This window comes from Streptomonospora wellingtoniae (genome assembly GCF_031845375.1).
Taxonomy (GTDB): Bacteria; Actinomycetota; Actinomycetes; order Streptosporangiales; family Streptosporangiaceae; genus Streptomonospora; species Streptomonospora wellingtoniae.
Map to the genome: position 1 here is coordinate 1 of NZ_JAVREK010000003.1, position 25143 is coordinate 25143.

Genomic DNA, 25143 nt, shown 5'->3' on the forward strand with positions numbered 1-25143 from the left:
GGGGGTCCGCCTCCGGGGGGGCGCGGCCCCCCCCGCCCGCCCGCACGCCAGCCCTTCTTCCGCGTTCTCCGGACAACCGCCCTGCGCAGCCGGTACGGTGACGGCGCCAGATCGCTCGAGCTAGAGCTTAGGTGGTGTCGATGTCGGCATGTCCCAACGGTGGTGAACACGACTGGGTCCTAGGAGGGGATCGGAAGTTCCACTGCTCCAAGTGCGGAGCAGAGAGCGCTCGCAGACTCTGAGGCGCCGGCGGACGGCATAGCAGACCCTCTCCTGACCACGGAACGGGCCAACGGCCCCCGCGAGCGCCGGTGCACTCCGCTCAGCGCCCCAGTCCAGGCTCCTCCTCGACGGTGCGCCCGGCGGGGTGCACCGTCCCCTCATCCACAACGTCCCCCTCGGAACTGGCACGCCAGGTGACCGGGCCGCCGAGCTGGTCGGCGAGATCCTGCGCCCACCTCCGCAGCGGCGCGAACCGGTCGGGACCGGGATGGAGCACCGTCCTGCCCTGGTACGTCACCGCGCCAAGCGTGACCACGCGGCCGTCATGGCGCAGCTCGGTGTCGAACTCGTGCGTGGAGGACCTCATAGCCTGACACCCTACTGCGGGATCGCCGCAGGCCCGGGGCAACGCGCGGGATCCGATCCCCCGATACGGACCGCCGGAACGGCCTACCCGCAGGCCGGCCGCGCGGCTACCCGCGGCCGTGGCGCGCCCGCTCGCGCACCGCTCCCAGCAGGACCAGGTCGTCCCGGTGCACGATCTCACGCTCGTACCCGGGCCCGAGCTCGCGCGCCAGCCAGCGGGTGGACCGCCCCATCAGGTCGGGGATCTCGCCCGCGTCGAAGTTGACCAGCCCGCGGGCGATCGCGGTGCCCTCCTCGTCGCGCAGGTCCACCGGGTCGCCGGCCGAGAAGTCCCCCTCGACCTTGACCACGCCGGCCGGCAGCAGCGACGCCCGCCCCTCGGCGACCGCGCGCACCGCGCCCGGATCCAGCACGACGCTGCCGCGCGGCGTGGTGGCATGGGCCAGCCACAGCTGGCGGGTGGACGGGCGCCGCCTCCCGTGGGCGGCGAACAGCGTGCCGACGCTCGCCCCCGACAGCGCGGCGCGCGCGTCCGCCGCCGAGCTCAGCACGGTCGGCACCCCCGCCTCGGTGGCGATGCGGGCCGAGGCCACTTTCGTCACCATGCCGCCGGTGCCCACCCCGCGCCGACCGGCGCTTCCGATGTCGATCCCGTCGAGGTCGGCCGGGTCGGCGATGCGCGGGATCCGGCGGGCGCCGGGCCGCGCAGGGTCGCCGTCGTAGAGCGCGTCGACGTCGGAGAGCAGTACCAGCGCATCAGCGCGCAGGAGGTGGGCCACCAGCGCGGCGAGGCGGTCGTTGTCGCCGAAGCGGATCTCGTGTGTGGCCACCGTGTCGTTCTCGTTCACGATGGGCATGGCGCCGATGTCCAGCAGTCGGCGCAGCGTGCGCTGGGCGTTGCGGTGCTGGACGCGGCGCATCATGTCCTCGGCGGTCAGCAGCACCTGCGCGGCCGTGAGTCCGTGGCGGGCGAAGGCCGCGGTGTAGTGGGCGATCAGCAGCCCCTGGCCGACACTGGCGGCGGCCTGCTGGGTGGCCAGGTCGCGCGGGCGCGCGGCGAGCCCCATCGGGGCGATGCCCGCGGCCATGGCGCCCGAGGACACCAGCACCACCTCGGTGCCGGCGGCGCGGCGCTCGGCCAGGACGCCGGCCAGCTCGGCGATGCGATCGCGGTCGATGGTCCCCTCGGGAGAGGTCAGCGAGGAGGAGCCGACCTTGACGACGACCCGCCGGGCGCGGGTCAGTTCGGTGCGCTCGCCGAGCGCGTCGTTCCCTTCGGACGATGACGGATCTGACGGTGCGTTGCGCACGTCGCACTTCTTTCCATGGGTATCGGTCGTATCGGCGGCCGGGCCACCCATACCCCGCGCGACACGGGATCAGGACGCGTGCGGCGCCCCGCGCCCTCAACCCAGCCGGGAGTCGGTGCCGCGCGGGCCGATCGGTGTCTCGTCGGCGTCGATCGACGGGTCCCAGTCGAACACCACGGAGTCCTCCTCGTCGCCGATGTAGACCTCTGCGCCCTCGCTCGCGCCGGCCTCGGCGAGCGCCTCCTCGATGCCGAGCCGGTTCAGCCGGTCCGCGAGGTAGCCGACGGCCTCGTCGTTGGCGAAGTCGGTCTGGCGCACCCAGCGCGCGGGCTTGCTGCCGCGCACCCGGAAGGTGTTCTCGCCCAGCGGCACGACCTCGAAGCGCGCTTCCCCGATCTCGCGGGGGCGCAGCACGACGCGGCTCGGCTCGGGCTCGGGCCGGGCGAGGCGGGCCGCCTCGACCTGCTCGGCCATGGCGAACGAGAGCTCGCGCAGGCCTTCGCGGGCCGCCGCCGAGACCTCGATGACGCGCAGGCCGCGTTCGCGCAGCATCGGCGCGACCATCTCGGCCAGCTCGCGCCCGTCGGGCACGTCCACCTTGTTCAGCACCGCGATGCGCGGCCGGTCGGTGAGGTCGATACCGGTGGCCTCGCCATAAGCCGACAGCTCGGCCTCGAGCGCGTCGAGGTCGCTGAGGGGGTCGCGATCGGACTCGAAGGTCGCGCAGTCGAGCACGTGCACCAGTGTGGAGCAGCGCTCGACGTGGCGCAGGAACGCCAGCCCCAGGCCCCTGCCCTCGCTCGCGCCCGGGATGAGCCCGGGCACGTCGGCCACCACGAACTGGGTGGAGCCGGCCTCGACCACGCCGAGGTTGGGGATGAGGGTGGTGAAGGGGTAGTCGGCGATTTTGGGGCGGGCCGCCGAAAGCGCCGCGATCAGCGACGACTTGCCCGCGCTGGGGAAGCCGACCAGACCCGCGTCGGCGATGGTCTTGATCTCCAGGCGCACGTCCAGCGCCTCGCCGGCCTCGCCCTTGAGCGCGAAGCCCGGCGCCTTGCGCTTGGGCGAGGCGAGGGCCGCGTTGCCCAGCCCCCCGTTGCCGCCGCGGGCGAGGACCAGCCGGGTGCCCGGCCCGACGAGGTCGGCGATCACCTCGCCCGCGGCGTCGAGTACGACGGTTCCGTCGGGCACCGGAAGCACGGTGTCCTCACCGTCGCTGCCGGAGCGGTGCGAGCCCTGGCCGGGCGTGCCGTTCTGCGCGCGGCGGTGCGGCCTGCGCTTGTACTCCAGCAGCGTGGCGGTGTTGCGGTCGACCTCCAGGACGACGTCGCCGCCGGTGCCGCCGTTGCCGCCGTTCGGGCCGCCGAGCGGCTTGAACTTCTCGCGGTGCACGGAGGCGCAACCGTGCCCGCCGTCACCGGCCTTGATATGCAAGACCGCTTCGTCGACGAAGTCAGGCATGTGTCCTCTCCCCCGTACATACTCCTGCCCGACCAGCCTATTCGCTGCGGCCGCCCGCAGCGGGCCGGACTCGTTACACGCGTAAGGCGGGCCAGGTCGACCTGGCCCGCCTTACGCGTATCAGCTTCCGCGCCGCCGGCCCTATTCCGCGGGGGCCGGGGCGGGGACGATGTTGACGGCTTTGCGGCCGCGCCGCTTTCCGAACTCCACCTCGCCCGCGACCAGCGCGAACAGGGTGTCGTCGCCACCGCGGCCGACGTTGTCGCCGGGGTGGAAGTGGGTGCCGCGCTGGCGGATGAGGATCTCGCCCGCCCGGACGGACTGGCCGCCGAAGCGCTTGACGCCGAGCCGCTTCGCGTTGGAGTCACGGCCGTTCCGGCTGGACGATGCGCCCTTCTTGTGTGCCATCTCGCGCCCCTCCCCTACTTGTTCTTGTTCGACGCGATACCGGTGACGCGCACCTGGGTGTACTTCTGCCGGTGGCCCATGCGCTTCTTGTAGCCGGTCTTGTTCTTGTACTTCACGATGTTGACCTTGGGGCCCTTGGCCTCGCCGAGGACCTCGGCGGTGACGGCGTAGCCGCTCAACTCCGAGGCGTCGCTGATGACCTTGCCGTCGTCGACGACAAGCAGCGGCTCCCAGGTAAGGGTGGCGCCGGCCTCGTCGGAGACCTTGTCGATGGTCAAGACGTCGTCGACAGTCATCTTCTCCTGCCGGCCGCCCGCTCGCACGATCGCGTACACCGGGGAACTCTCTTCCTGCTCGTGTGGACCAGCCCCGCCGAGGCGGGGGCGGAAATGCGCTCAAAATCGACCTTCGACCAGCGCGCTCACACCGCTGCGGCGCAAGGTCGAGAAGTAGGTCTCGGGCGCGCGAACGATGGGGGCGCGCCGACGCACCGTCTTCTAGGTTACCACCGCTCGGCCGGGGCACGGCACGCTCGGCGGTTCGCGCGGAAGGGGCGCGGACCGGACCGGCGCGGGCCGGTCCGCGCGGCGGCGGATGCCGCCGGCCCTCCTCAGGTGGCCTCGGCCACCGCCGACTCGGCGGCGGCCGCGGTCTTGGTCCGCCGGGTGCGGCGCCTGCGGGGGCGCTGCTCGGCGGAGTTCTCGGAGTCGGCCGCCTCGCCGCCGGACTCGGTTCCGGCGTCGGCTCCGGACTCCGCCGAAGCACCGCCGCCGGAGGCCTCGGCCCCGGAGTCGGCGCTCGGCGCCGCGCCCTCCTGCGCGGAGGCGTCACCCTCCGCAGCGGAGGCCGCGGTGTCGTCCTTCTTGGTCCGGCGGGTGGTCTTGCGGCCCGTGGACTTGGTGCCGGACTTGGGGGCCGAGGCCGTCTTCGACTTGGCCGCGGTCTTGCCGGAGCCGCGCTTGCCCTTGGCGGGCGCCGCCTCCTCGACGGCGTCCTCGGCCTCGGCTGCGGCGGAGGCTCCCGCCGCGGGTTCCAGGTCTGCGAGGTCGGAGGCGGCCTCGGATGCGGGCTCGGCCGACTCGGCGGCCGGCTGGTCGGCGCGGTCCTTGTCGCCCTTGCCCTTCTTCTTGCGGCCGCCGCCGCTGCCACCGCCGTTGCCGTTGCCGTTGCCGCCCGGCTTGGCGCCGACGGGCTCGGTGGAGACCGTCAGGCCGCGGCCGCCGCAGTGCTCGCAGCTGTGCGAGAACGCCTCCAGCAGGCCCTGGCCCACCCGCTTGCGCGTCATCTGCACCAGTCCCAGCGAGGTGACCTCGGCGACCTGGTGCTTGGTGCGGTCGCGCGAGAGGCACTCCAGCAGGCGGCGGAGCACCAGGTCACGGTTGCTCTCCAGCACCATGTCGATGAAGTCGATCACGATGATGCCGCCGATGTCGCGAAGCCGCAGCTGGCGCACGATCTCCTCGGCGGCCTCCAGGTTGTTCTTGGTGACCGTCTCCTCGAGGTTGCCGCCCTGGCCGGTGAACTTGCCGGTGTTCACGTCGACGACGGTCATGGCCTCGGTGCGGTCGATGATCAGCGAGCCGCCGCTGGGCAGCCAGACCTTGCGCTCCAGCGCCTTGGCGATCTGCTCGTCGATCCGGTAGGCGGCGAACACGTCGCGCTCGTCGGTCCAGTGCGAGAGCCGCTCGGACAGGTGCGGGGCCACGTACTCGACGTAGTCGTGCACGGTGTCCCAGGCCTCGCCGCCGGAGACCACAAGGCTGGCGAAGTCCTCGTTGAAGACGTCGCGCACCACCCGGACCGTGAGGTCGGGCTCGCTGTTGAGCAGCGACGGGGCGCTGGCCGACCGCGACTTGCGCTTGATGGAGTCCCACTGCTTGGCCAGCCGGTTGATGTCGCGCTCCAGCTCCTCCTCGCTGGCGCCCTCGGCGGCGGTACGCACGATCACGCCGGCGTTCTCGGGCATGACCTTCTTGAGGATCTGCTTGAGGCGCGCGCGCTCCTTGTCGGGCAGCTTGCGGCTGATCCCGGTCATCGAGCCGTCGGGCACGTACACGAGGTAGCGGCCGGGCAGGCTGATCTGGCTGGTCAATCGGGCGCCCTTGTGGCCCATCGGGTCCTTGGTGACCTGTACCAGCACCGACTGGCCGGACTTGAGCACCGACTCGATGCGCTTGGGCTGGCCCTCCATGCCCGAGGCGTCCCAGTTGACCTCGCCGGCGTAGAGCACGGCGTTGCGGCCCTTGCCGATGTCGACGAAGGCCGCCTCCATGGACGGCAGCACGTTCTGCACGCGGCCCAGGTAGACGTTGCCGACGTAGGACTTGTGCGTCGCGCGGTCGACGTAGTGCTCGACGAGGACGTCGTCCTCCAGCACCGCGATCTGGGTGCGCTCACCGGTGCGCCGGATGACCAGGTCGCGCTGGACCGCCTCGCGGCGGGCCAGGAACTCCGACTCGGTGATGACGGGCGCGCGCCGGCGGCCCTGCTCGCGGCCCTCGCGGCGGCGCTGTTTCTTGGCCTCCAGCCGGGTGGAGCCCTTGACGGCCTGGACCTCGTCCTGGGCGGCCTTGCCGCTGCGGGGCTCGCGCACCCGCACGACCGTGTTGGGCGGGTCGTCCTGGGTCGCGTCCTCGCCGTCGCCGCTGGAGCGGCGCCGCCGACGCCTGCGCCGACGGCTGCCGGCCGCCGAGTCCTCGGCGGACTCGTCTTCGGCGGAGGAATCGTCGGCAGTGGCCTCGTCGGTGCGGGCCTCGCCGCCGTCGGACTCGTCCGCGGCGCCGGACTCGGCGTCCTCCTCGCCCCCGCGGGTGCGGCCGCGGCCGCGGCCGCCGCGGCGCCTGCGGCGGCGCGAAGGGCGCTCGTCGTCCTCGTCGTCCTCGTCGTCGGCACGGACGCCCTCGTCGTCCTCGGCCTGCCCGGCCTCCTCGGTCTCGGCCGCGGCCTCGGACCGCTCCGGCGCCGATCCGTTGCTGCGGGCCTTGGACTCCGGTGCGGCGGGGGCCACCGGCGGCTGGAACAGCACCATCGGCGATTGGAAGGCGCCGGACTCGGAGGCTTCCGGCGCGACGTCCGCATCGGCGCCGGAGGAAGCGGGCTCGGCTTCTCCGACGGCGTTGCCGCCGTCGGAGGCGTCGGCCGGTTCAGCGGCAGCCCGGCCCTCATCGGCGGGAGCGGCGGGGCGCGAGCGCGCGCCGGTGGTGCGGGTGCGGGTGCGCCGCTTGCGTGCCGGCTCCTCCGCCTGCGGCTGCTCGTCGGCCGCCGCGTCCGCTGCGGCGGGCTCCGCGGCGGGATTCGTGTCCCCGCCCTCCAGCGCCGACTGGCCGGCGACGGTGGTGAGAGGGCGTTCGGGCGGCGCCACCGGTTCGGGCTCGGGCGGCGGGCCGGCCGAGCGCAGGGCGCCGCTGCGGCGCGCAGGCCCGCTGACCTTCACCTCGCTCTCCTGCGGTGGCGCGAAGGTCGCGGCCTGGGACGCGGGTGTCGGCGTCGCTTCAGTCGTTTCAGTTGTGCCCTCGGCGCCTTCGGCGCCGGTGCTGGGCTCGTTGTCGAGCATCCGGGCGGTCTCCCGTCAAGTCCGCGGGCGCGGCGTGGGCGCAAGGCTTCGGCCGCTGCGCGCGCGGACTGTCGTCGCTATGTCGTCACCGGCAGCCGTTTACCGGGCTGGCCGGGGAAAGTCGTTTCGGGCCGCCCGCGTCCCCTAAGGAGCTCACGCATCGGACGCGCTCCGCGCGGGCGGGTTCGGCCGCGATGTGTCCATCGCAAGTCCGGCCGCGTCGGCCTGGGCATCCGCGGCGAGCGGATCGGCGATCGCGTCGGACTCATCGCTGAGCGGCCCCTGCGCCAGCCGGGTCATCACCGGCGATGACAGCGGCGCGAGGTCGGCCACCTGGCGAAGGCCTTTCACCACGTCGTCCGGTCGTACGGCAGGTGTCGTGTGCCGGACGACCATCCGAAGTATGGCATATGTCTCGTCTCCACCCCGTGTGGCGCGCCCGTCGACCCCCAGGTGGAGGACGGCCGCTCGGGCATCGAAGCGGCGGAGGCCCTTCTTCGTGGACCTCTCCACCTCGACGGTATCGGCCGCGATGAACGCGGCCGCCGCAGCCGCGGCGCCGTCGGGGCCGACGCCGGGCAGTTCCACCCGCCACTCCGACGCCTCCAGGCGGTCCGCGAGACCGCCCGGCGCCGCCGCCTCCACGACCTCTGCCACGTCAAGCCCGTCGGGCAGGGCGCCGTCGAGCCGGACGCGGACCTCGTCGCACGCAGCGGGCTCGGCCAGCGTGATCTCGAAGTACTCCGCCTCGCTGGCCACCCCGGTCGGGGCGGCGTTGACGTAGGAGATCTTCGGGTGCGGCGTGAACCCCGCTGAGAATGCGACGGGGACACCGGCCCGGCGCAGCGCCCGCTCAAGCGCGCGTGCGATGTCGCGATGGCTCGCGAAGCGCATCCTGCCGCGCTTGGTATAGCGGACTCGCAGCCGCGGTCCGGGGCGTCCGGTGGAGGGCGGGGTGGTGCCCTCGGTTGCGGGGGGCAGCTCTTCTCCTTTCCTCGGTAACTCCGCGGTGGGCCAGCCGATTCCTCCCTGACTCACCCACCTGGGAGATTCACGTCCTACTTCAGACTACGGTGCCCGCCAAGGGACCCGCGCCAGCGGTGCGGGGCGGGGCGGGGCCTCTACTGGCCGGATGACCCGACGACACTGTGACGGCCACCGCGCCGCGATCTGGATCACCCACGTATGTGCTGTTCCCACCCGCTGACCGGTTGAAAAGCGTTCGCCCTGCTTCGCTCACGCGGGTGCCGCGCGGGCGCCTCACGCCGTACTCCCGGCTGACCTGCGATGACGCTCAGGCCAGAAATTTCTTCGAGGAAATCGCGCAGCCATGCAAACCTTCTGCGCCACCCGTCCGTCTTACATCACGTATGGCCCGGCGCGAGCGGGGCGCCGGGCCATACCTCGCACTCGCCCCTCATCGCAGAGCATGCGGCCCGGCGCCCCGCATCGCGCGCCAGGAGGCCTCACACCACCGTCAGCGGCAACGAGCGCCCCGGGGCGCTCGGACCGATCTGGATCTCGGTGCCCATGGTGGGGCAGACCCCGCAGTCGTAGCAGGGGCTCCACCGGCAGTCGTCGACCTCGACCGACTCCTCGCCGTGCAGCGCGTCCTGCCAGTCCTGCCACAGCCAGTCGCGGTCGAGGCCGGCGTCCAGGTGGTCCCAGGGCAGCACCTCGTCGGCGCCGCGTTCGCGCACGGTGAACCAGTCCAGGTCCACCGGCTCGTCGGCCAGCGCCTTCTCGGCGCACTCGGCCCAGCGCTCATAGGAGAAGTGCTCGCTCCAGCCGTCGAATCGCCCGCCGGCGCGCCAGGCCTCCTCGATGACGCGGCCGACCCGCCGGTCGCCGCGCGAGAGCAGCCCTTCGATGACGGAGGGCCGCCCCTCGTGGTAGCGCAGGCCGATCGCCTTGCCGTAGCGGCGGTCGGAGCGCAGTTCGGCCTTGAGCTTGTGCAGCCGCGCGTCGACCAGCTCGTAGGGGGTCTGGCCCGCCCACTGGAACGGGGTCTGCGGCTTGGGCACGAACCCCCCGATGGAGACCGTGCAGCGGATGTCGGTGCGCCCGCTGACCTCGCGACCGGTGCGGATGACCTCCTTGGCGAGGTCGGCGATGGCGAGGACGTCCTCGTCGCCTTCGGTGGGCAGCCCGCACATGAAGTACAGCTTCACCTGGCGCCACCCGGCGGCGTAGGCCGCGGTGACGGTGCGGATCAGGTCCTGCTCGGTGGCCATCTTGTTGATGACCCGGCGCATCCGCTCGCTGCCGCCCTCGGGAGCGAAGGTCAGACCGGAGCGCCGGCCGTTGCGGGTGAGCTCGTTGGCGAGGTCGATGTTGAAGGCGTCGACCCGCGTCGAGGGCAGCGACAGACCGGTGTTGGTGCCCTCGTAGCGGTCGGCCAGCCCCTTGGCGACGTCGCCGATCTCGGTGTGGTCGGCGCTGGACAGCGAGAGCAGCCCCACCTCCTCGAACCCGGAGGAGCGCAGCCCCTGGTCCACCATCTCGGTGATGGTCTCCTTGCTGCGCTCACGCACCGGGCGGGTGATCATCCCGGCCTGGCAGAAGCGGCACCCGCGCGTGCAGCCGCGGAAGATCTCCACGCTGTAGCGCTCGTGGACCGACTCCGCCAGCGGCACGATCGGGTTCTTCGGGTAGGGCCACCTGTCGAGGTCCATGACCGTGTGCTTCTGCACGCTCCAGGGCACGCCCTCGCGGTTGGGCGTGTAGGAGGCGATGCGCCCGTCGGGGTGGTAGGCCACGTCGTAGAAGCGCGGCACGTACACGCCGCCGCCTTCGGCAAGCCGCAGCAGCAGTCCGTCGCGCCCGCCGGGCCGGCCCTCGCGCTTCCATTCGCGGACGACCTCGGTGATGGCCAGCGCGATCTCCTCGCCGTCGCCGAGGACGACCGCGTCGAGGAAGTCGGCGATGGGCTCGGGGTTGAACGCCGAGTGCCCGCCGGCCAGCACGACGGGGTGGTCGTCGGTGCGGTCGGCCGCATGCAGCGGGATGCCGCCCAGGTCCAGCGCCGTGAGCATGTTGGTATAGCCCATCTCACTGGCGAAGCTGATGCCGAGGACGTCGAAGGCCGCGACCGGCCGGTGGGCGTCGACCGTGAACTGGGGCACGCCGTGCTCGCGCATCAGCTGCTCCAGGTCCGATCCGACGGCGTAGCTGCGCTCGGCGAGCACGCCTTCACGCTCGTTGAGGACCTCGTAGAGGATCTGCACGCCCTGGTTGGGCGCGCCGACCTCGTAGGCGTCGGGGTACATCAGCGCCCAGCGGACCTCGGCGTCGTCCCAGTCGCACACGACGGAGTTGAGCTCGCCCCCGACGTACTGGACCGGTTTCTGCACACGTGGAAGCAACGCTTCCAGCTGCGAAAAAACGCTTTCGATGGGCATCGTGGTTCCCCTGCGTCGGCTCTCGCGGAATCTCTCTTTCGAGCTTCCCAGCTTAGCCACCGGACGCGGGCGCACTCTGCAGTGCGCAGGCCGGGCGGAGCGAAAGCGGTGCCGGGCGGAGTACGGCGCGGTGGCGGGACGCGGCTCAGTGGACGCCGCGTTCGCGGGCTTGCACGTTGAGCACCAGCCCCAGCACCGCCATATTGGCCACGGCCGCGGTGCCGCCGTAGGAGACGAACGGCAGCGGGATGCCGGTGATGGGCGCCACGCCGAGGGTCATGCCGATGTTGATCAGACTCTGGAACCCCAGCCAGGTCGCCGCGCCGATGCACAGCAGCCGGGCGTAGGGATCGCCGCTCCGGCCGGCCGTGCGCAGGATGCGCCACATCACGAACGCGATCAGCCCGATGATCGCGACGCCGCCGACGAAGCCCAACTCCTCCCCTGCCACGGTGAAGATGAAGTCGGTGTGCTGCTCGGGCACGAACCGGCCGCGGGTGTGCTCGCCTTCGAGGACGCCCGTGCCGTTGAGCCCGCCCGAGCCCACCGCGATCATCGACTGGTTGGCGTTGTAGCCGGTGCCCCGCGGGTCGGCGCTGGGGTTGAAGAAGGTGGTGAAGCGCTCCATCTGGTAGTCCTTGAGCAGGCCGAACCACCACACGCTGAACGCCGCGAGCAGGCCGCAGCCGACCAGGCCGCCCACCCACCGCACCGGCGCTCCCGACAGCAGCAGCATGCCCATGTAGGTGCCCGTGAGCACCATGGCGGTGCCCAGGTCGGGCTGAGCGAGGATCAGTCCCAGCGGCGCCGCCAGCACCAGCAGGCTGAACAGCACGTCGCGGGACGTGGGCGCGAACTCGCCGTCGCGGGGTTCGCCCAGCAGGACGGCCACCGCCAGGAGCAGGCCGAGCTTGGCGAGCTCGCCGGGCTGCATCTGCAGGCCGGCGACCACCAGCCAGGAGCGCGAGCCGTTGATGGTCTCCCCCAGCGGTGACAGCACCAGGGCCAGGCCCAGCACGGCGGCGAGGTAGACGAACGGCGCGTAGGCGCGGGAGACCCGGAAGTCCACGGCCGCCACCACCAGCAGCGCAACCGCGCCGACGGCCAGGTGGCCGACCTGGCGCTCGACGTAGCCCAGTGCGCCGTCGGGGTCGGACGGGTCGTAGGTGGCCGACCAGACCAGCAGCACGCCGATCCCCGACAGGGCGGCGACGGCGAGCAGCATCGGCCAGTCGAGCCGGCGCGGTGCGGTGGTGGCGACGAAGCGCCCGGCGCGTCCGGCCAGAGTCGGCGGGCTCGGTTGCGGGCTGGGAAGTGTGGTCATCGGCTACCGCCAGCGGTCGTCATCAGTGGTCGTCGAGCTGGTCGACGGAGCCGTCCGCGCGGACGTCGGGCAGCTTCGAGGGTGGTGCGCCGGAGGGCAGGGCGGGCCCGCTCGGCGCGCCGCCGTCCTGCTCGTCCCCGCCGGTGGCGGAGAAGCCGTAGATGCCTTCGTAGATCTTGCGCGCCACCGGCGCCGCGGCGGCTCCGCCGGTGCCGGCCTGCGGGATCAGCACCACCACCGCGAACTGCGGGTCGTCGGCGGGGGCGTAGGAGGCGAACCAGGCGGAGTCCTCGCGGTTCTGCATGGTGGCCGTACCGGTCTTTCCGGCGACGGAGACCTCGCCCTGCGGGAACCCGCCGAAGGCGCCGGCCGCGGTGCCCTCCTTGGGCACCTGGGTCAGCGCGCGCTGGATGTACTTCAGGGTGCGGTCGTCCATCGGCAGCTCACCTGCCTTGACGGGCTCGATCTCGTCGACCCGCTCACCGTCGGCGGAGAGGAAGGCGCGGCCCACCCGCGGCTCGTAGACGGTGCCGCCGTTGGCGATGGCCGCGTAGGCGCGCGCCAGCTGGAGCGGCGTGAGCAGCATGTCGCCCTGGCCGATGGCGCGGTTGATGGCGTCGCCCGCACGCCAGCGGTCGCCGTCGAGGCAGTGCTCGCGGGCCAGGCGCTCCAGGTAGGCCGCCTGGGCGGGCTCCTCGTCGTCATAGCCCTTCTTCGCCATCTTGCAGCTGTGCTCGCGGGTGTCCTTCCAGTACTCGTGCTTCCACGCGCGGTCGGGGACGCGCCCGCTCGACTCGTGGGGCAGGTCGATGCCGGTCGGCTTGCCGTACCCGAAGCCGTGCGCCATCGCGGAGACGGGGTCCTTGCCGCCCTGTTTGGCCCCGTTCCTCTTATAGTCGTGGTACATCTCGTCGCCGAGCTTGTAGAAGACGGTGTTGCAGGAGACCACGATGGCCTTGTGCAGGTCGATGGTCCCGTAGCCGCCGCCCGCGAAGTTCTGCCAGGAGCGGCCGGCCAGGCCGATCGAACCCGGGCAGCTATAGGCGCCGTGGAGTGGCGATCCGCTCTCGACCGCGGCGGCCAGGGTGGTGGGCTTGAACGTGGATCCCGGCGGGAACTGCCCCTGGAGCGCGCGCGAGACCAGCGGCTCGGCGGCGTCCTCGCTGAGGAGCCTGTCGTAGGTCTCGGCGTCGATGCCGCCGTTCCACACCTCGGGGTTGTAGGTGGGCCGGCTGGCCATGGCGACCACACCGCCGGTACGCACGTCCAGGACCACCGCCGCGCCGGAGTCGGTGGGCTTGCCCTGCGCCTGCGCGCCCTCCACGGCGCTCTCCAGCGCGTCTTCGACGATCTGCTGCACTCCGGTGTCGATGTGGGTGACCAGGTGCATTCCCGGCTCGGACGGAGCGTCCTTGAGGACGCCGCTCACGTCGCCCTGACTGGAGACCGACAGGATGCGGGTGCCGGAGTCGCCGCGGAGCCGCTCGTCGTAGACGGCCTCGACGCCGCCGCGGCCGACCCGGTCCACGCCGCTGAACTCGGCACGCAGGTCCTCGCGGGCCTCGAACTCCTCCTGGGTGATGGGCTGGAGGTAGCCGAGCATCTGCGCGGCGAGCTCGTCGTGGGGGTATTCGCGCACCGCCATCTGCTGGGCGGAGATGCCGGGGAACTCGCTCTTGCGTTCCATGATCTGCAGGGCCACGCGCGGGTCGACGTCCTCTGCCAGCGGGATGGGCTGGTAGGGCGAGCCCTGCCAGCAGGGGCGCCCGGTCTCGGGCCCGCACAGGCGCACGCGCCCGCTCAGCTTCTCGTAGGGGAGCTCGACCAGCTTGGCGACCTTGCGCAGCACAGCGGCACCGTCGTCGTCCTGGTTGAGCAGGGTGTGGAAGTCGGCGGTGACCGTCAGCTCGGTGCGGTTGGTCACCAGAGGACGGCCGCTGGAGTCGAGGATGCGGCCGCGCACCGCGGGCTGGATGAGCTTCTGGGTGTGGCTGGCCAGGGCGAGCTCGCGGTAGTGCTCGGCCTGTGGCACCTGCATGTACCACATGCGTGCGGTCAGCGCGGCGAACAGCACCAGGACGAGCAGCTGCACCGCGACCATGCTCGCCCGGCGGGCCGTGGGCGGACGCACGGGGCCGGTCTGCGGCCGGGGGCTCCGATGCCGCCGCCCGCTGAGCATCCTGCGCCTGCGGTGTGGGCTCATCTCGCCCTTCCCTTCGCGCTGATCCACGGAGTGGGCAGGTCGGCGTAGGGGTCGAAGGTGACCCGCCGCATCAGCGGCGTCACGGGCCCCAGGACCAGCGGGCTGAGAAGGACTGTCAGTGCGGCTCCGATGAGGACCTGCCACAGGGCGTCCGGCAGCGCGGCGCGGGGGTCGCCCAGGACGACTGCGATGAGCAGGAACCCTGCGGGCACGGCGAGCGCGGTTGCGGCCGCGGCCAGGTAGGGGCCCAGGCCCGAGCGCGCGCTGGAGTCGTGGATCCGTGCCACCAGGTAGCCGGCCAGGCACAGCAGCAGCGCGGTCCGGCCGACCTCGTGGTCGGCCGGCGGCAGCACGTCCACCGCCAGCCCTGCGGCGAATCCGGTGACCGCCCCGGCGGCCGGCGTCGACCACAGCGCGATCGCGACGACGGCGAGCAGTACGACGTCGGGCGCCACGCCCCAGGGCAGCGGCAGCCGGTTGATCACGACCGTCTGGACGAGCACGGCGGCCAGTACCAGCAGCGCCGAAACCGTCGCCTTCATCGTCCGTCCTCCTCGCCGGAACCGGACCCGCCGTCCGCGGCCTCGTCTCCGTCCCGCTGGTCCTGTTCGTCCTTCTTGTTCTTCTTGTCTCCCTCGTCACCCGGTGCCTCGGACGGCGGGTCGGGCAGGAGGGAGTCGCGGGGGTCATCTTCGGGTCCGGCCACGATGACCCCCACGACGTCCAGTGAGCCGAAGTCGACGGCGGGCTCGGCTCTGCCCGTGCGGGTGAGCCGTCCCGGCGTCTTGTCGACCGATGTGATGGTTCCGACGGGCACGCCCGGCACGTACGGAGTGCCCTCGAGCGAGCCCAGGGTGACGATGCGCTGTCCGGTCTTCAGCCGCGTGTCCGCGCTCATCAGCTCGAAGCGCAGCGGATCTCCGTCCCCCGACCCCTCGGAGCCCCCGTCGGCGACCCCGATCTCGTGGGAGTCCTCCAGCCGGGCGCCTACGGACGAGGCGTGGTCGGTCACCAGCACGACGGTGGAGGTGCCGGCCCCGGCCCGGACGATCCGGCCCACCAGGCCGTCGCCGCTGACGACGGTCATGTTCCGGCGGACGCCCTGATCGCGCCCCACGTCGAGAGTGACGGTGTCGGAGAACCCGCGCGCGGTCACGCGGGTGACCGCCTGGGCGGGCACGATCTCGTACCCGCCCATTCCAGACAGGTGCAGCAGTTCGTCCAGCTGCGCGGCGCGCTCGGAGTCGTACTCGCGGGTCTGCAGCCGCGCGCGCAGCGCCTCGTTCTCCTGCTCCAGGTCCTCGGCGCGCTCGGCGGCGCCGAAGGCGGCGGCGGCCGTCCGGTAGACGCCGCCGATCGGCGCGCCCGCGACCGAGACCCCCGCCGAGACCGGGCGGAAGGCGACCTCGCCGACCGTTCGCGCCGCGCTGGTGACAGGGTTGGCGCCCTCCCGGGAGTCCAGCACCACCAGCACGAGCGAGAGGGCGGCGAGGATCCCCACGACGAGCCGGGCCCGGGATCCGTCGTGGCGCATGTCAGCGCCGCCGCTCGGGGACGAGGACCTGGCTGAGCCGTTCGTAGTTCTCCACGCAGGTGCCCGAACCCACCGCCACCGAGTCCAGCGCGTTCTCGGCCACGTGGATGGGCATGCCGGTCTCGTGGCGCAGCCGGCCGTCGAGCCCGGCCAGCAGCGCGCCGCCGCCCGTGACCGCGACGCCGCGGTCCATGACGTCGCCGGAGAGCTCGGGCGGGCACTTGTCCAGCGTGGTGCGCACCGCATCGACGATGCTGGTGACCGGCTCCTCGACGGCCTGGCGGACGTCGCCCGCAGACATCACGACGGTCTTGGGCAGACCGCTGATCAGGTCGCGCCCGCGCACCTCCGCGTGCAGCTCCTCACCGCCGGTGGGAAACGCCGAGCCGATGGCGACCTTGAGCTCCTCCGCGGTGCGCTCGCCGATCATCAGCGAGTACTCCTTCTTGACGTAGGTCATGATCGCCTGGTCGAGCTCGTCGCCGCCCACGCGGATGGACTGCGACGTCACGATGCCGCCCATGGAGATGACCGCGACCTCGGTGGTGCCTCCGCCGATGTCGACGACCATGTTCCCGGTGGGCTCGTGGACGGGCAGCCCGGCGCCGATCGCCGCGGCCATGGGCTCTTCGATGATGTAGACCCGCCGGGCGCCCGCCTGGTAGCCGGCCTCCTTGACCGCACGGTGCTCCACAGCGGTGATCCCGCTGGGTACGGCGACGACGATGCGCGGCTTGGCGAAGTGGCGGCGGCGGTGGATCTTCTGGATGAAGTAGCGCAGCATGCGCTCGGTGATCTCGAAGTCGGCGATGACACCGTCCTTGAGGGGCCGCACCGCCGTGATGTTGCTCGGCGTGCGTCCGATCATCTGCTTGGCGTCGATGCCGACAGCGACGATCTTCCCCGTGGAGGAGTTGAGTGCCACGACGGAGGGCTCGTTGAGCACGATCCCCCGGCCGCGGACGTAGACGAGTGTGTTGGCTGTCCCGAGGTCGACCGCCATATCGCGGCCCAAGAAGGCGAGGTTATTGTTCATGAAGCGTCCTCAGCGGCACCAAACGGGTGAGGCCCCCACGGGGCGGTCAATACGGACTCGTTCCAGTACGGATATGGATCCAGTACCCGTATCGTAACTCTGCGCAGTCATCCGACTACGCAAACACACCGATCGGATCAGGTGCTCGCACACCAAAAAAGCGCCGGGCACAGGCCCGGCGCTTGGGGACGCGACGTCGCTCAGACCCCCAGATCGGGGAAGAACAGCTTGATCTCGCGCTCGGCGGAGTAGGTCGAGTCCGACCCGTGCACGATGTTCTGCTGGACCTCCAGCGCGAAGTCGCCGCGGATGGTGCCCGGGCCCGCCGATACGGGGTCGGTGGCGCCGGCCAGCGCGCGGAACGCCTCGACGGCGCGCTCGCCCTCGACGACCATGGCCACCAGCGGCCCGCCGGTGATGAACTCCACCAGCGATTCGAAGAACGGCCGCTCGGCGTGCTCCTCGTAGTGGGTCTTGGCGGTGTCGGCGTCCAGCGTACGCAGGTCCATCGCGACGATCCGCAGGCCGCGGCGCTCGATGCGGGAGATGGTCTCGCCGATGATGCTGCGCCGCACGCCGTCGGGCTTGATCAGAACAAGGGTCCGCTCCACGGTGGTGACACTCCTCGGAAATCGGTGCGCAGGTCTCGGGGGGGATGCGGCGGGGTCGACACGTGGCTGCGTCCGACGCGCGGCGATGCGGCCGCCCCTGGCCGTGGCAACCTTATCGCGTCCGCAACGCCCGCGGAGCCGCTCCGCCAGACCCCGGACCAGCGCGGACCGGGGCGGTGCGGCCGCGCCCGCGCGGCCCTCCGACCCGCGGCGCGGGCCGGACTACCCCGCTGCGCCGGCCTCGCCCGGGCTCTCCTGCTGCGCGCGGCGCGCCTGCGCGGCCTCCTGGGCGTCGGTGCGCCGACCCAGCATCACGGCCGTCACCCACAGCGCCAGGAAGAGGACGCCCAGCACCGCCAGGCCCGGCACGACGAACCCCGTGGCCAGGAACGCCGCCTGCAGCACCCAGCCCGCGTAGTGGGCCCAGGCGAACCGCTGCAGCATCGACAGCACGAGCGCGCCCAGGGACAGCCCGCCCCACACGCCGCCGGCCGTGGCCGGCGGAATGCCGACGATCTGGACGGCCACCGGGACGGCCAGCAGGATGACGATGAACTCCAGGGAGAGCACCATCGCGCACATCCGCCGCATGGTCATTCCCCCTTGATCAGGTGGCGGGCGTCGCCGGCCGTGACGACCGAACCGGTGATCAGCACGCCGGCGCCACTGGGCTCGCCGTCGGCCTCGGCGAGCGCGATCGCGGTGTCGATGGCGTCGTCGAGGCGCTCGGACACGTGCACCCGCTCCGAACCGAAGACCGGCTCGGCGATGTCGTGCAGCTGCTCGGACGTGAGGCTGCGCGGCGAGGAGTTGGTGGTCACCACGACTTCGGCGAGCAGCGGCTCAAGGGGCTCCAGGATGCCCTCGACGTCCTTGTCGGCCATGATCGACAGGACGCCGACGAGCCGGATGAACCCGAACTCCTCCTGCACGGCCTCGGACACGGCGGCCATCCCGGCCGGGTTGTGCGCGGCGTCGACCAGGACCGTGGGCGTGGTGCGCAGGACCTCCAGGCGCCCCGGGGACTCGACCCCGGCCAGCGCCTCGGAGACCAACTGGGGGTCGAGCCGCTCGTCGCCCTCGCCGGGACCGGCGAACGCCTCGACCGCGGCCACCGCCACAGCGGCGTTGCCGGCCTGGTGCGCGCCGAACATGGGAAGGAACAGGCCCTCGTAGCCGCCGCGCAGCCCCTTCAGCGAGAACTGCTGGCCGCCGACGGCGATCCCGCGGTGGGCGACGCCGAACTCCAGGCCTTCGCGGGCCACCTGCGCTCCGATCTCGGAGACGTGGCGCATCAGCACCTCGGCTGCGTCCAGCGGCTGCTGGGCGAGCACGGCGATGGAGTCGGGCTTGATGATGCCCGCCTTCTCCTCGGCGATGCCCTCGACGGTGTCGGGCAGGAACTCGGTGTGGTCGACGGCGATGGGCGTGACCACGGCGACGTCGGCGTCGGCAACGTTGGTGGCGTCCCAGGTGCCGCCCATGCCCACCTCGACCACGGCGACGTCCACCGGGGTGTCCGCGAACAGGGCGTAGGCCATGCCGGTCAGCACCTCGAAGAACGACAGCGGGATCTCGTGGGAGGCGTCGACGAGCTCCACATAGGGCCGGATGTCGTTGTAGGCCTCGACGAAGCGCTCCTCGGAGACCGGCTCGCCGTCGACGACGACGCGCTCGCGCATGGTGCGCAGGTGCGGGCTGGTGTAGCGGCCCACGCGCAGGTGGCGCTCCCGCAGCAGCGCGTCGATCATCCGGGCGGTGGAGGTCTTGCCGTTGGTGCCCGTGATGTGGATGACCCGGTAGTTGTGCTGGGGGTCGCCCAGCATGTCCATCAGCGCGCGGATCCGCTCGGTCGAGGGGTCGATGTCGGTCTCGACCCGGCGGGCGGTGATCTCGGCGACGATCCGGGTGTACTGCTCGTGGATCCCGGCCTCACTCACGGCGCGGCCGGCGTTTCGACTGGTGTGCACACACGACCACCCTACTCACCGCCAGCCGTGTCGGCGCCCGGCGTGCGGCGGCCCGCCGTCCTCCGCTGAGGACGGCGGGCCGGGCGGGTCGCGCGGGTCCCGGTCCGGTCTAGCGGCCGGGGCGGTAGCGCGGCTGGCTCTGCGGGTTGAACTCGTCGTAGGTGACCTTCTCGGCCTTCCTCAGCCGGCGGTCCGTCAGCTTCAGCACGTCCAGGCCCCGGACGATGTCGGAGGAGTAGGCGTAGCCGTTGTAGTAGTAGGTGGACCAGGTGTCGTTGCCGATCACGCCGGCCTCCTCGTCCGGCGCCACGTCGAAGTAGCCGATCTCGCGCGGGTTCTCGGGGTCGTTGAAGTCGATGACCGAGATGCCGCCCTGGTACCAGGACTGCACGAAGTAGTCCTTGCCCGGCACCGGGATCAGCGACCCGTTGTGCGCCACGCAGACCTGCTCGCCCTGGTGGCGGTCGATCTTGAAGTAGCTGGCGAACTCCAGCCGCGGATGCTTCTTGCCGCCCTTGAGGGAGTAGATCGCGTCCGCGCCGCGCTCGGGCCCGATCTCCTCGGTGCAGGTGGGCGCGCCGCCGCCGCCCAGCTCATCGGTGAACAGCACGGACCTGGCGTCGTTGGTGAACGTCGCGGAGTGCCAGAAGGCGAAGTTCTCGTCGCGGACCGTTTCGGTGACCTCGGGCTCCACCGGGTCGCTGATGTCCAGCATCACGCCGTCGCCCATGCAAGCGGCGGCGGCGACGTCGCGCTTGGGGAAGACGGTGATGTCGTGGCAGCCCTGGGTGGGCAGCAGCAGCCCGTCCTGGTCCTCGTTGCCGCCCTTCGGGAAGATCACGGGCTCGTTGACCACCGAGGCCGACGCCGGGTCGTCCTTGGGCACCTCGATCACCGAGATCTTGTCGTGCGGGGGCTTGCAGTTGGGATAGGAGTCGGAGGGCGAGTAGGAGGAGACGTAGACGTAGTCGGTGTCGGCGTCGCCGGGCACGAGCGTGTTGGTGTGCGAACCGCAGTCCGTGCGCACCGCGCCCACGTACGTCGGCGCCGTCTTGTCGGAGAGGTCGAAGATCCGCACGCCCTCGAACGCGTCGGCGTCCTCCGGTGTACTCGCGGGCGCGCCGCACTCCTCGCTCTCCCGCGGATAGTCCACGGAGTAGTACAGCAGGTCGCCGCTCACGGAGACGTCGCCCTGCCCTCCCTCGCAGAGCACCCGGCTGGCGACCTGCGGGGACTTGGGATCGGAGATGTCGTAGACGATGAAGCCGTTGTAGTTGCCGTCGATCGCGTAGTCGCCGGTGAAGGCCAGGTCCGAGCCGACGCTGTCGACCGGGGCCTGCAGCGGGACGTTGGCGAGGTGCTCGACGTTGTCGCTGGAGGTGTCGTCGGCTGCCGCGGCCGGTGCCAGGGCCGTACCCAGCAGCAGCGTTGCGGCGGTGGCGGCCAGGCCGGCGGTGAGGCGGCCGCCTCGGCGCCACCTCCGGCGTAGGGCTGACGGGGGGACGGGGGATGCGGGTCGCATCGGCATGGATCACTCCCGGTGGTTACCTGCACGGGGCGGGTCCGTGCGGGCGGTGGCCCGCTGTCGGGGGACGGACTCGCCGGGACCGCGGGCAGGGGGCGGGTGGGTGGCGGCGATGGGGGCGCCGCCGCCACCCAACCGACCGCCCTGCCGGCGGCAACGCGGAGCACGGCCCGCCGCTGGTGGCCGGGGACCGTGCTCGCGCCGTACTCGGGCGACGGGCGCAGAGCCGGAGCGGTCAGCGACCGGGCCGGTACTTGGGCTGGCTCTGCGGGTTGAACTCGTCGTAGGTGACCTTCTCGGCCTTCCTCAGCCGGCGGTCGTCCAGTTCCAGCACGTCGAAGCCTTGCTGGATGTCGGAGGAGTAGACGTGGCCGTTGTAGTAGTAGGCCGACCAGGAGCCGCCCAGCTGCAGCTCGTCCCGGTCGAGAGGTCCGCGGTCGAAGTAGCCGATCTCGCGCGGCTTCCTGGGGTTGTTGAAGTCGATGACCGAGACGCCGCCCTGGTACCAGGACTGCACGAAGTAGTCCTTGCCCGGCACCGGGATCAGCGACCCGTTGTGCGCCACGCAGTTCTCGGTGTCGGTCTGGTGGCGGTCGATCTTGAAGTAGCTGGCGAACTCCAGCCGCGGATGCTTCTTGCCGCCCTTGAGGGAGAAGATCGCGTCCGCACCGCGCTCGGGCCCGATCTCCTCGTTGCACGTGGGCGCGCCGCCGCCGCCCAGCTCATCGGTGAAGATCACCGAGCGGGCCGTGTTGCTGAAGGTGGCCGAGTGCCAGAAGGCGAAGTTCTCGTCGCGGACCGTTTCGGTGACCTCGGGCTCCACCGGGTCGCTGATGTCCATGATCACGCCGTCGCCCATGCAGGCGCCTGCGGCCATGTCCTTGCGGGGGAGCACGGTGATGTCGTGGCAGCCCTGGGTGGGCAGCAGCAGGCCGTCCTGGTCCTCGTTGCCGCCCTTCGGGAAGATCACGGGCTCGTTGACCACCGAGGCCGACGCCGGGTCGTCCTTGGGCACCTCGATCACCGAGATCTTGTCGTGCGGTGTCTGGCAGTTGGGATAGGAGTCGGAGGGCGAGTAGGAGGAGACGTAGACGTAGTCGGTGTCGGCGTCGCCGGGCACGAGCGTGTTGGTGTGCGAACCGCAGTCCGTGCGCACCGCGCCCACGTACTCGGGTGCGGCCTTGTCGGAGAGGTCGAAGATCCGCACGCCCTCGAACGCGTCGGCGTCCTCCGGTGTACTCGCGGGCGCGCCGCACTCCTCGCTCTCCCGCGGATAGTCCACGGAGTAGTACAGCAGGTCGCCGCTCACGGAGACGTCGCCCTGCCCTCCCTGGCACAGAACCTGGCTTACGACCTGCGGAGACGTGGGATCGGAGATGTCGTAGACCATGAAGCCGTTGTAGTTGCCGTCGATCGCGTAGTCGCCGGTGAAAGCGAGATCGGAATTGAAGGCGCCGTAGTTCGCGAACGGCCCTTCCTTGGCGAGGTTGGCGATATGTTCGACGTTCTCGCTGGTCGAAACTTCGTCCGAGTCCGCGACCGCCACCGGCGCCAGCGCCGCCGCGGCGAGAGCGGCCACCGCGGCACCGGCGACGACCGCACCGGTGCGCCGCGCGCAAGCGCTCCCTAGCAGGGAAGGCCGGGGGGATGTCGACATGTGCCCTCCTAATCCGAAGCATCCCGAATCTTAAGAAAGCTACCCATACCCCGACCGGGTTGTACAGAGCACCTTCCTCGCGAATCCCGGAGTCAACACTCCGCGATCTTCGGCGGGGATACATTTCACATACCGCCACTTTTATACCGGAAAGCGGCGTTGACGTGGCGAAACAACGCCGATCAGCGACGGGAATCCTCCTCCCGAGAGGCCCGGGATCGGCGGCGATCGCGGCGGGCACTCTGGACAAGCCGTCTGCGCGGTGAGTAGACAAGCACTGGAGCGGCACCCTCGACGCCGCCGTCCCCGTGGAAGGAGCCCCCGTGCGGAACCGGGTCTTGGCGGCCGCAGCCGCCGTCCTCCTCACCGGCCTCGCCGCCTGCACCGGCGGTGACCAGTCCGCCGACGGCCCGCCCGTCCTCGCGCCGGGGGCGCCCGGCGAATCCGCCTCACCGGCATCCCAGCAGCAGATCGACGCGGCCGTGGAAGGCCTCAAGCACAACAAGGCCGACATCAGCTACGTCGCGCTGATGATCGGACACCATGAACAGGCGCTCGTCATGACCGACCTCGCCGAGGAGCGGATGGAGAACTCCGACCTCAAGAAGATCGCCGACCGCATCGAAACCTCGCAGGGCCCCGAGATCGAGGCGATGGAGGCGTGGCTGGACGAGAACGTCTACGGCTCCGGCGAGAACGACCCCACCCCGGGCGCCTGTGCGGCCGAGCACGGCCACCACGGCGACGGCGGCGGCCAGGACCGCGGGAAGGGCGGCTGCCCGGTCGAGGTGAAGCACGCCGACATGGCCGGTATGGCCAGCCAGGGGGAGTTGGATGCGCTGAAGGCGGCCGACGGCGCGGAGTTCGACGCGATGTTCGTCGACCTGATGACCACCCACCATGAGGGCGCCATCTCCATGGCCGAGGAGGCCACGCTCGAAGGCAAGGACCCGGTGGTGCTGCGGATGGCCAACGACGTCATCGCCGAGCAGACCGCCGACATCAACCGCATGGACGAGGTCCTCGACGGCTGATCCGCCCCCGCTGGGGCACTCGGCGCGCCCGCACCGGCCTCCGGGATCGGGCGGCGCCCGCCGCCGAGACGAGACGAAACGGCGGCGGGCGGGTCCCCCGAGGGGAACCCGCCCGCCGCCGTGTGGCTGTGGGTGCGGAGGCGCTCAGGCGCTCTTCTCCTCGCGCTCGGGCCCCCGCTTGGTCCGCGGCACGATGGTCGGGTTCACGTGCTCCAGGACCGCCTCGCGGGTGATGATGACCTGGCCGACGTCCTCACGGCTGGGCACCTCGTACATCACCGACAGCAGCACCTCTTCGATGATGGCGCGCAGCCCGCGTGCACCGGTGCCGCGGATGATGCCCTGCTCGGCGATTGCGTCCAGCGCGTCGTCGCTGAACTGCAGCTCGACGTTGTCCAGCTCGAACAGCCGCTGGTACTGCTTGACCAGCGCGTTGCGCGGCTCGGTGAGGATGCGGATCAGCGCCTGGCGGTCCAGGTTGTGCACGCTGGTGATGACCGGGAGACGGCCGACGAACTCGGGGATCATGCCGAACTTGAGCAGGTCCTCGGGCATGATGTCGGTGAACTGGTCGGAGGCGTCCTCACCGCTGTCCGCCGAGGGCCGCAGGACCGCGTTGAAGCCCATGCCCTGCTTGCCGACGCGGGACTCGATGAGCTTCTCCAGTCCGGCGAACGCGCCGCCGCAGATGAACAGCACGTTGGTGGTGTCGATCTGGATGAACTCCTGGTGAGGGTGCTTGCGCCCGCCCTGGGGAGGCACGCTGGCGGTGGTCCCCTCCAGTATTTTCAGCAGCGCCTGCTGCACGCCCTCGCCGGAGACGTCGCGGGTGATCGAGGGGTTCTCGCTCTTGCGCGCGACCTTGTCGACCTCGTCGATGTAGATGATCCCGGTCTCGGCCTTCTTGACGTCGTAGTCGGCGGCCTGGATCAGCTTCAGCAGGATGTTCTCGACGTCCTCGCCGACGTAGCCGGCCTCGGTGAGCGCGGTGGCGTCGGCGATGGCGAAGGGGACGTTGAGGATCTTGGCCAGGGTCTGGGCGAGCAGGGTCTTACCCGACCCGGTGGGCCCCAGCAGCAGGATGTTGGACTTCGCGATCTCCACGTCCTCGTCGCGCGGGCGGTCGCCCTCGGACTGGACGCGCTTGTAGTGGTTGTAGACGGCGACCGAGAGCGCCTTCTTCGCCTGTTCCTGGCCGATCACGTAGGAGTCGAGGAACTCGTAGATCTCGCGCGGCTTGGGCAGGCTGTCCCACTTGAGCTCGGTGGAGTCGGCGAGCTCCTCCTCGATTATCTCGTTGCACAGATCGATGCACTCGTCGCAGATGTAGACGCCGGGGCCGGCAATGAGCTTCTTCACCTGCTTCTGGCTCTTGCCGCAGAACGAGCACTTCAGCAGGTCTCCACCGTCGCCGATGCGTGCCACCCAGCCACTCCTTAAAACGTAGGCCACCCCGTCATCGGCCACCCGGCGGTGCCGCGCAAGCGGATGACGTGCCCTGTGTTCGAGCAAGCTACCGCTTCTGCAG

Annotated in this window: 20 protein-coding genes; 1 reads left to right on the plus strand and 19 read right to left on the minus strand. The window is 71.3% G+C overall.

Going from position 1 to position 25143, the window contains the following annotated elements; translation table 11 throughout:
- Positions 1 to 322: 322 nt before the first annotated feature.
- The 18 genes from RM446_RS03560 to RM446_RS03645 form a co-directional block, all read right to left on the minus strand.
- Positions 323 to 589, minus strand: coding sequence for a hypothetical protein (locus RM446_RS03560; RefSeq protein WP_311543629.1), 267 nt, complete (start codon positions 587 to 589; stop codon positions 323 to 325).
- 106 nt (positions 590 to 695) lie between these two features.
- Positions 696 to 1832, minus strand: a complete 1137-nt coding sequence (gene proB, locus RM446_RS03565; protein ID WP_311543933.1) for a glutamate 5-kinase — start codon at positions 1830 to 1832, stop codon at positions 696 to 698.
- Between the two features lie 162 nt (positions 1833 to 1994).
- On the minus strand, positions 1995 to 3359 hold the full coding sequence (obgE, locus tag RM446_RS03570) for a GTPase ObgE (RefSeq protein WP_311543630.1): 1365 nt from the start codon (positions 3357 to 3359) through the stop codon (positions 1995 to 1997).
- A 141-nt stretch (positions 3360 to 3500) separates the two neighbouring features.
- A complete protein-coding gene (rpmA, locus tag RM446_RS03575; protein WP_311543632.1) occupies positions 3501 to 3767 on the minus strand; it encodes a 50S ribosomal protein L27 in 267 nt (88 codons plus the stop codon).
- 14 nt (positions 3768 to 3781) lie between these two features.
- Positions 3782 to 4102 carry a 50S ribosomal protein L21 gene (gene rplU, locus RM446_RS03580; protein WP_311543633.1) on the minus strand — a complete coding sequence of 107 codons (321 nt, stop codon included), beginning with the start codon at positions 4100 to 4102 and terminating at the stop codon, positions 3782 to 3784.
- A gap of 275 nt (positions 4103 to 4377) precedes the next feature.
- Positions 4378 to 7320 (minus strand): Rne/Rng family ribonuclease, encoded by a 2943-nt coding sequence (locus RM446_RS03585; RefSeq protein WP_311543634.1) that lies wholly within the window; start codon positions 7318 to 7320, stop codon positions 4378 to 4380.
- 153 nt (positions 7321 to 7473) lie between these two features.
- Entirely contained in the window at positions 7474 to 8244 is a 771-nt protein-coding gene (locus RM446_RS03590; protein WP_311543934.1) for a TIGR03936 family radical SAM-associated protein, read from the minus strand.
- 542 nt (positions 8245 to 8786) lie between these two features.
- Positions 8787 to 10721: a TIGR03960 family B12-binding radical SAM protein gene (locus RM446_RS03595; protein ID WP_311543636.1), complete on the minus strand. Its 1935-nt coding sequence runs from the start codon at positions 10719 to 10721 to the stop codon at positions 8787 to 8789.
- A 145-nt stretch (positions 10722 to 10866) separates the two neighbouring features.
- Complete coding sequence (gene rodA / locus RM446_RS03600) at positions 10867 to 12045, minus strand: rod shape-determining protein RodA (protein WP_311543638.1); 1179 nt, start codon at positions 12043 to 12045, stop codon at positions 10867 to 10869.
- Between the two features lie 22 nt (positions 12046 to 12067).
- Entirely contained in the window at positions 12068 to 14248 is a 2181-nt protein-coding gene (mrdA, locus tag RM446_RS03605; protein WP_311543639.1) for a penicillin-binding protein 2, read from the minus strand.
- Positions 14245 to 14790, minus strand: coding sequence for a rod shape-determining protein MreD (gene mreD / locus RM446_RS03610; RefSeq protein ID WP_311543640.1), 546 nt, complete (start codon positions 14788 to 14790; stop codon positions 14245 to 14247). Before mreD ends, mrdA begins: the two co-directional genes overlap by 4 nt.
- A complete protein-coding gene (gene mreC / locus RM446_RS03615) occupies positions 14787 to 15782 on the minus strand; it encodes a rod shape-determining protein MreC (RefSeq protein ID WP_311543641.1) in 996 nt (331 codons plus the stop codon). The genes mreD and mreC overlap by 4 nt, the downstream gene beginning before the upstream one ends.
- Before the next feature lies 1 nt (position 15783).
- Positions 15784 to 16818 carry a rod shape-determining protein gene (locus tag RM446_RS03620; RefSeq protein WP_311543642.1) on the minus strand — a complete coding sequence of 345 codons (1035 nt, stop codon included), beginning with the start codon at positions 16816 to 16818 and terminating at the stop codon, positions 15784 to 15786.
- A gap of 200 nt (positions 16819 to 17018) precedes the next feature.
- Positions 17019 to 17429 carry a nucleoside-diphosphate kinase gene (gene ndk / locus RM446_RS03625; protein WP_311543643.1) on the minus strand — a complete coding sequence of 137 codons (411 nt, stop codon included), beginning with the start codon at positions 17427 to 17429 and terminating at the stop codon, positions 17019 to 17021.
- A gap of 222 nt (positions 17430 to 17651) precedes the next feature.
- A complete protein-coding gene (locus RM446_RS03630) occupies positions 17652 to 18026 on the minus strand; it encodes a DUF4233 domain-containing protein (RefSeq protein WP_398694391.1) in 375 nt (124 codons plus the stop codon).
- Entirely contained in the window at positions 18023 to 19369 is a 1347-nt protein-coding gene (locus tag RM446_RS03635; protein WP_311543936.1) for a bifunctional folylpolyglutamate synthase/dihydrofolate synthase, read from the minus strand. Before RM446_RS03635 ends, RM446_RS03630 begins: the two co-directional genes overlap by 4 nt.
- 139 nt (positions 19370 to 19508) lie before the next feature.
- Positions 19509 to 20927 carry an LVIVD repeat-containing protein gene (locus RM446_RS03640; protein ID WP_311543644.1) on the minus strand — a complete coding sequence of 473 codons (1419 nt, stop codon included), beginning with the start codon at positions 20925 to 20927 and terminating at the stop codon, positions 19509 to 19511.
- Between the two features lie 232 nt (positions 20928 to 21159).
- Entirely contained in the window at positions 21160 to 22581 is a 1422-nt protein-coding gene (locus RM446_RS03645) for an LVIVD repeat-containing protein (RefSeq protein WP_311543645.1), read from the minus strand.
- Between the two features lie 323 nt (positions 22582 to 22904).
- Here RM446_RS03645 and RM446_RS03650 point away from each other — a divergent pair, with 323 nt between their 5' ends.
- Positions 22905 to 23615 (plus strand): DUF305 domain-containing protein, encoded by a 711-nt coding sequence (locus RM446_RS03650; protein WP_311543646.1) that lies wholly within the window; start codon positions 22905 to 22907, stop codon positions 23613 to 23615.
- A 144-nt stretch (positions 23616 to 23759) separates the two neighbouring features.
- On the opposite strand, the gene clpX is transcribed toward RM446_RS03650, so the two are convergent.
- The gene (gene clpX / locus RM446_RS03655; RefSeq protein ID WP_311543647.1) at positions 23760 to 25040 is read right to left on the minus strand and encodes an ATP-dependent Clp protease ATP-binding subunit ClpX; all 1281 of its coding nucleotides are present in this window, start codon (positions 25038 to 25040) and stop codon (positions 23760 to 23762) included.
- Positions 25041 to 25143 lie beyond the last annotated feature (103 nt).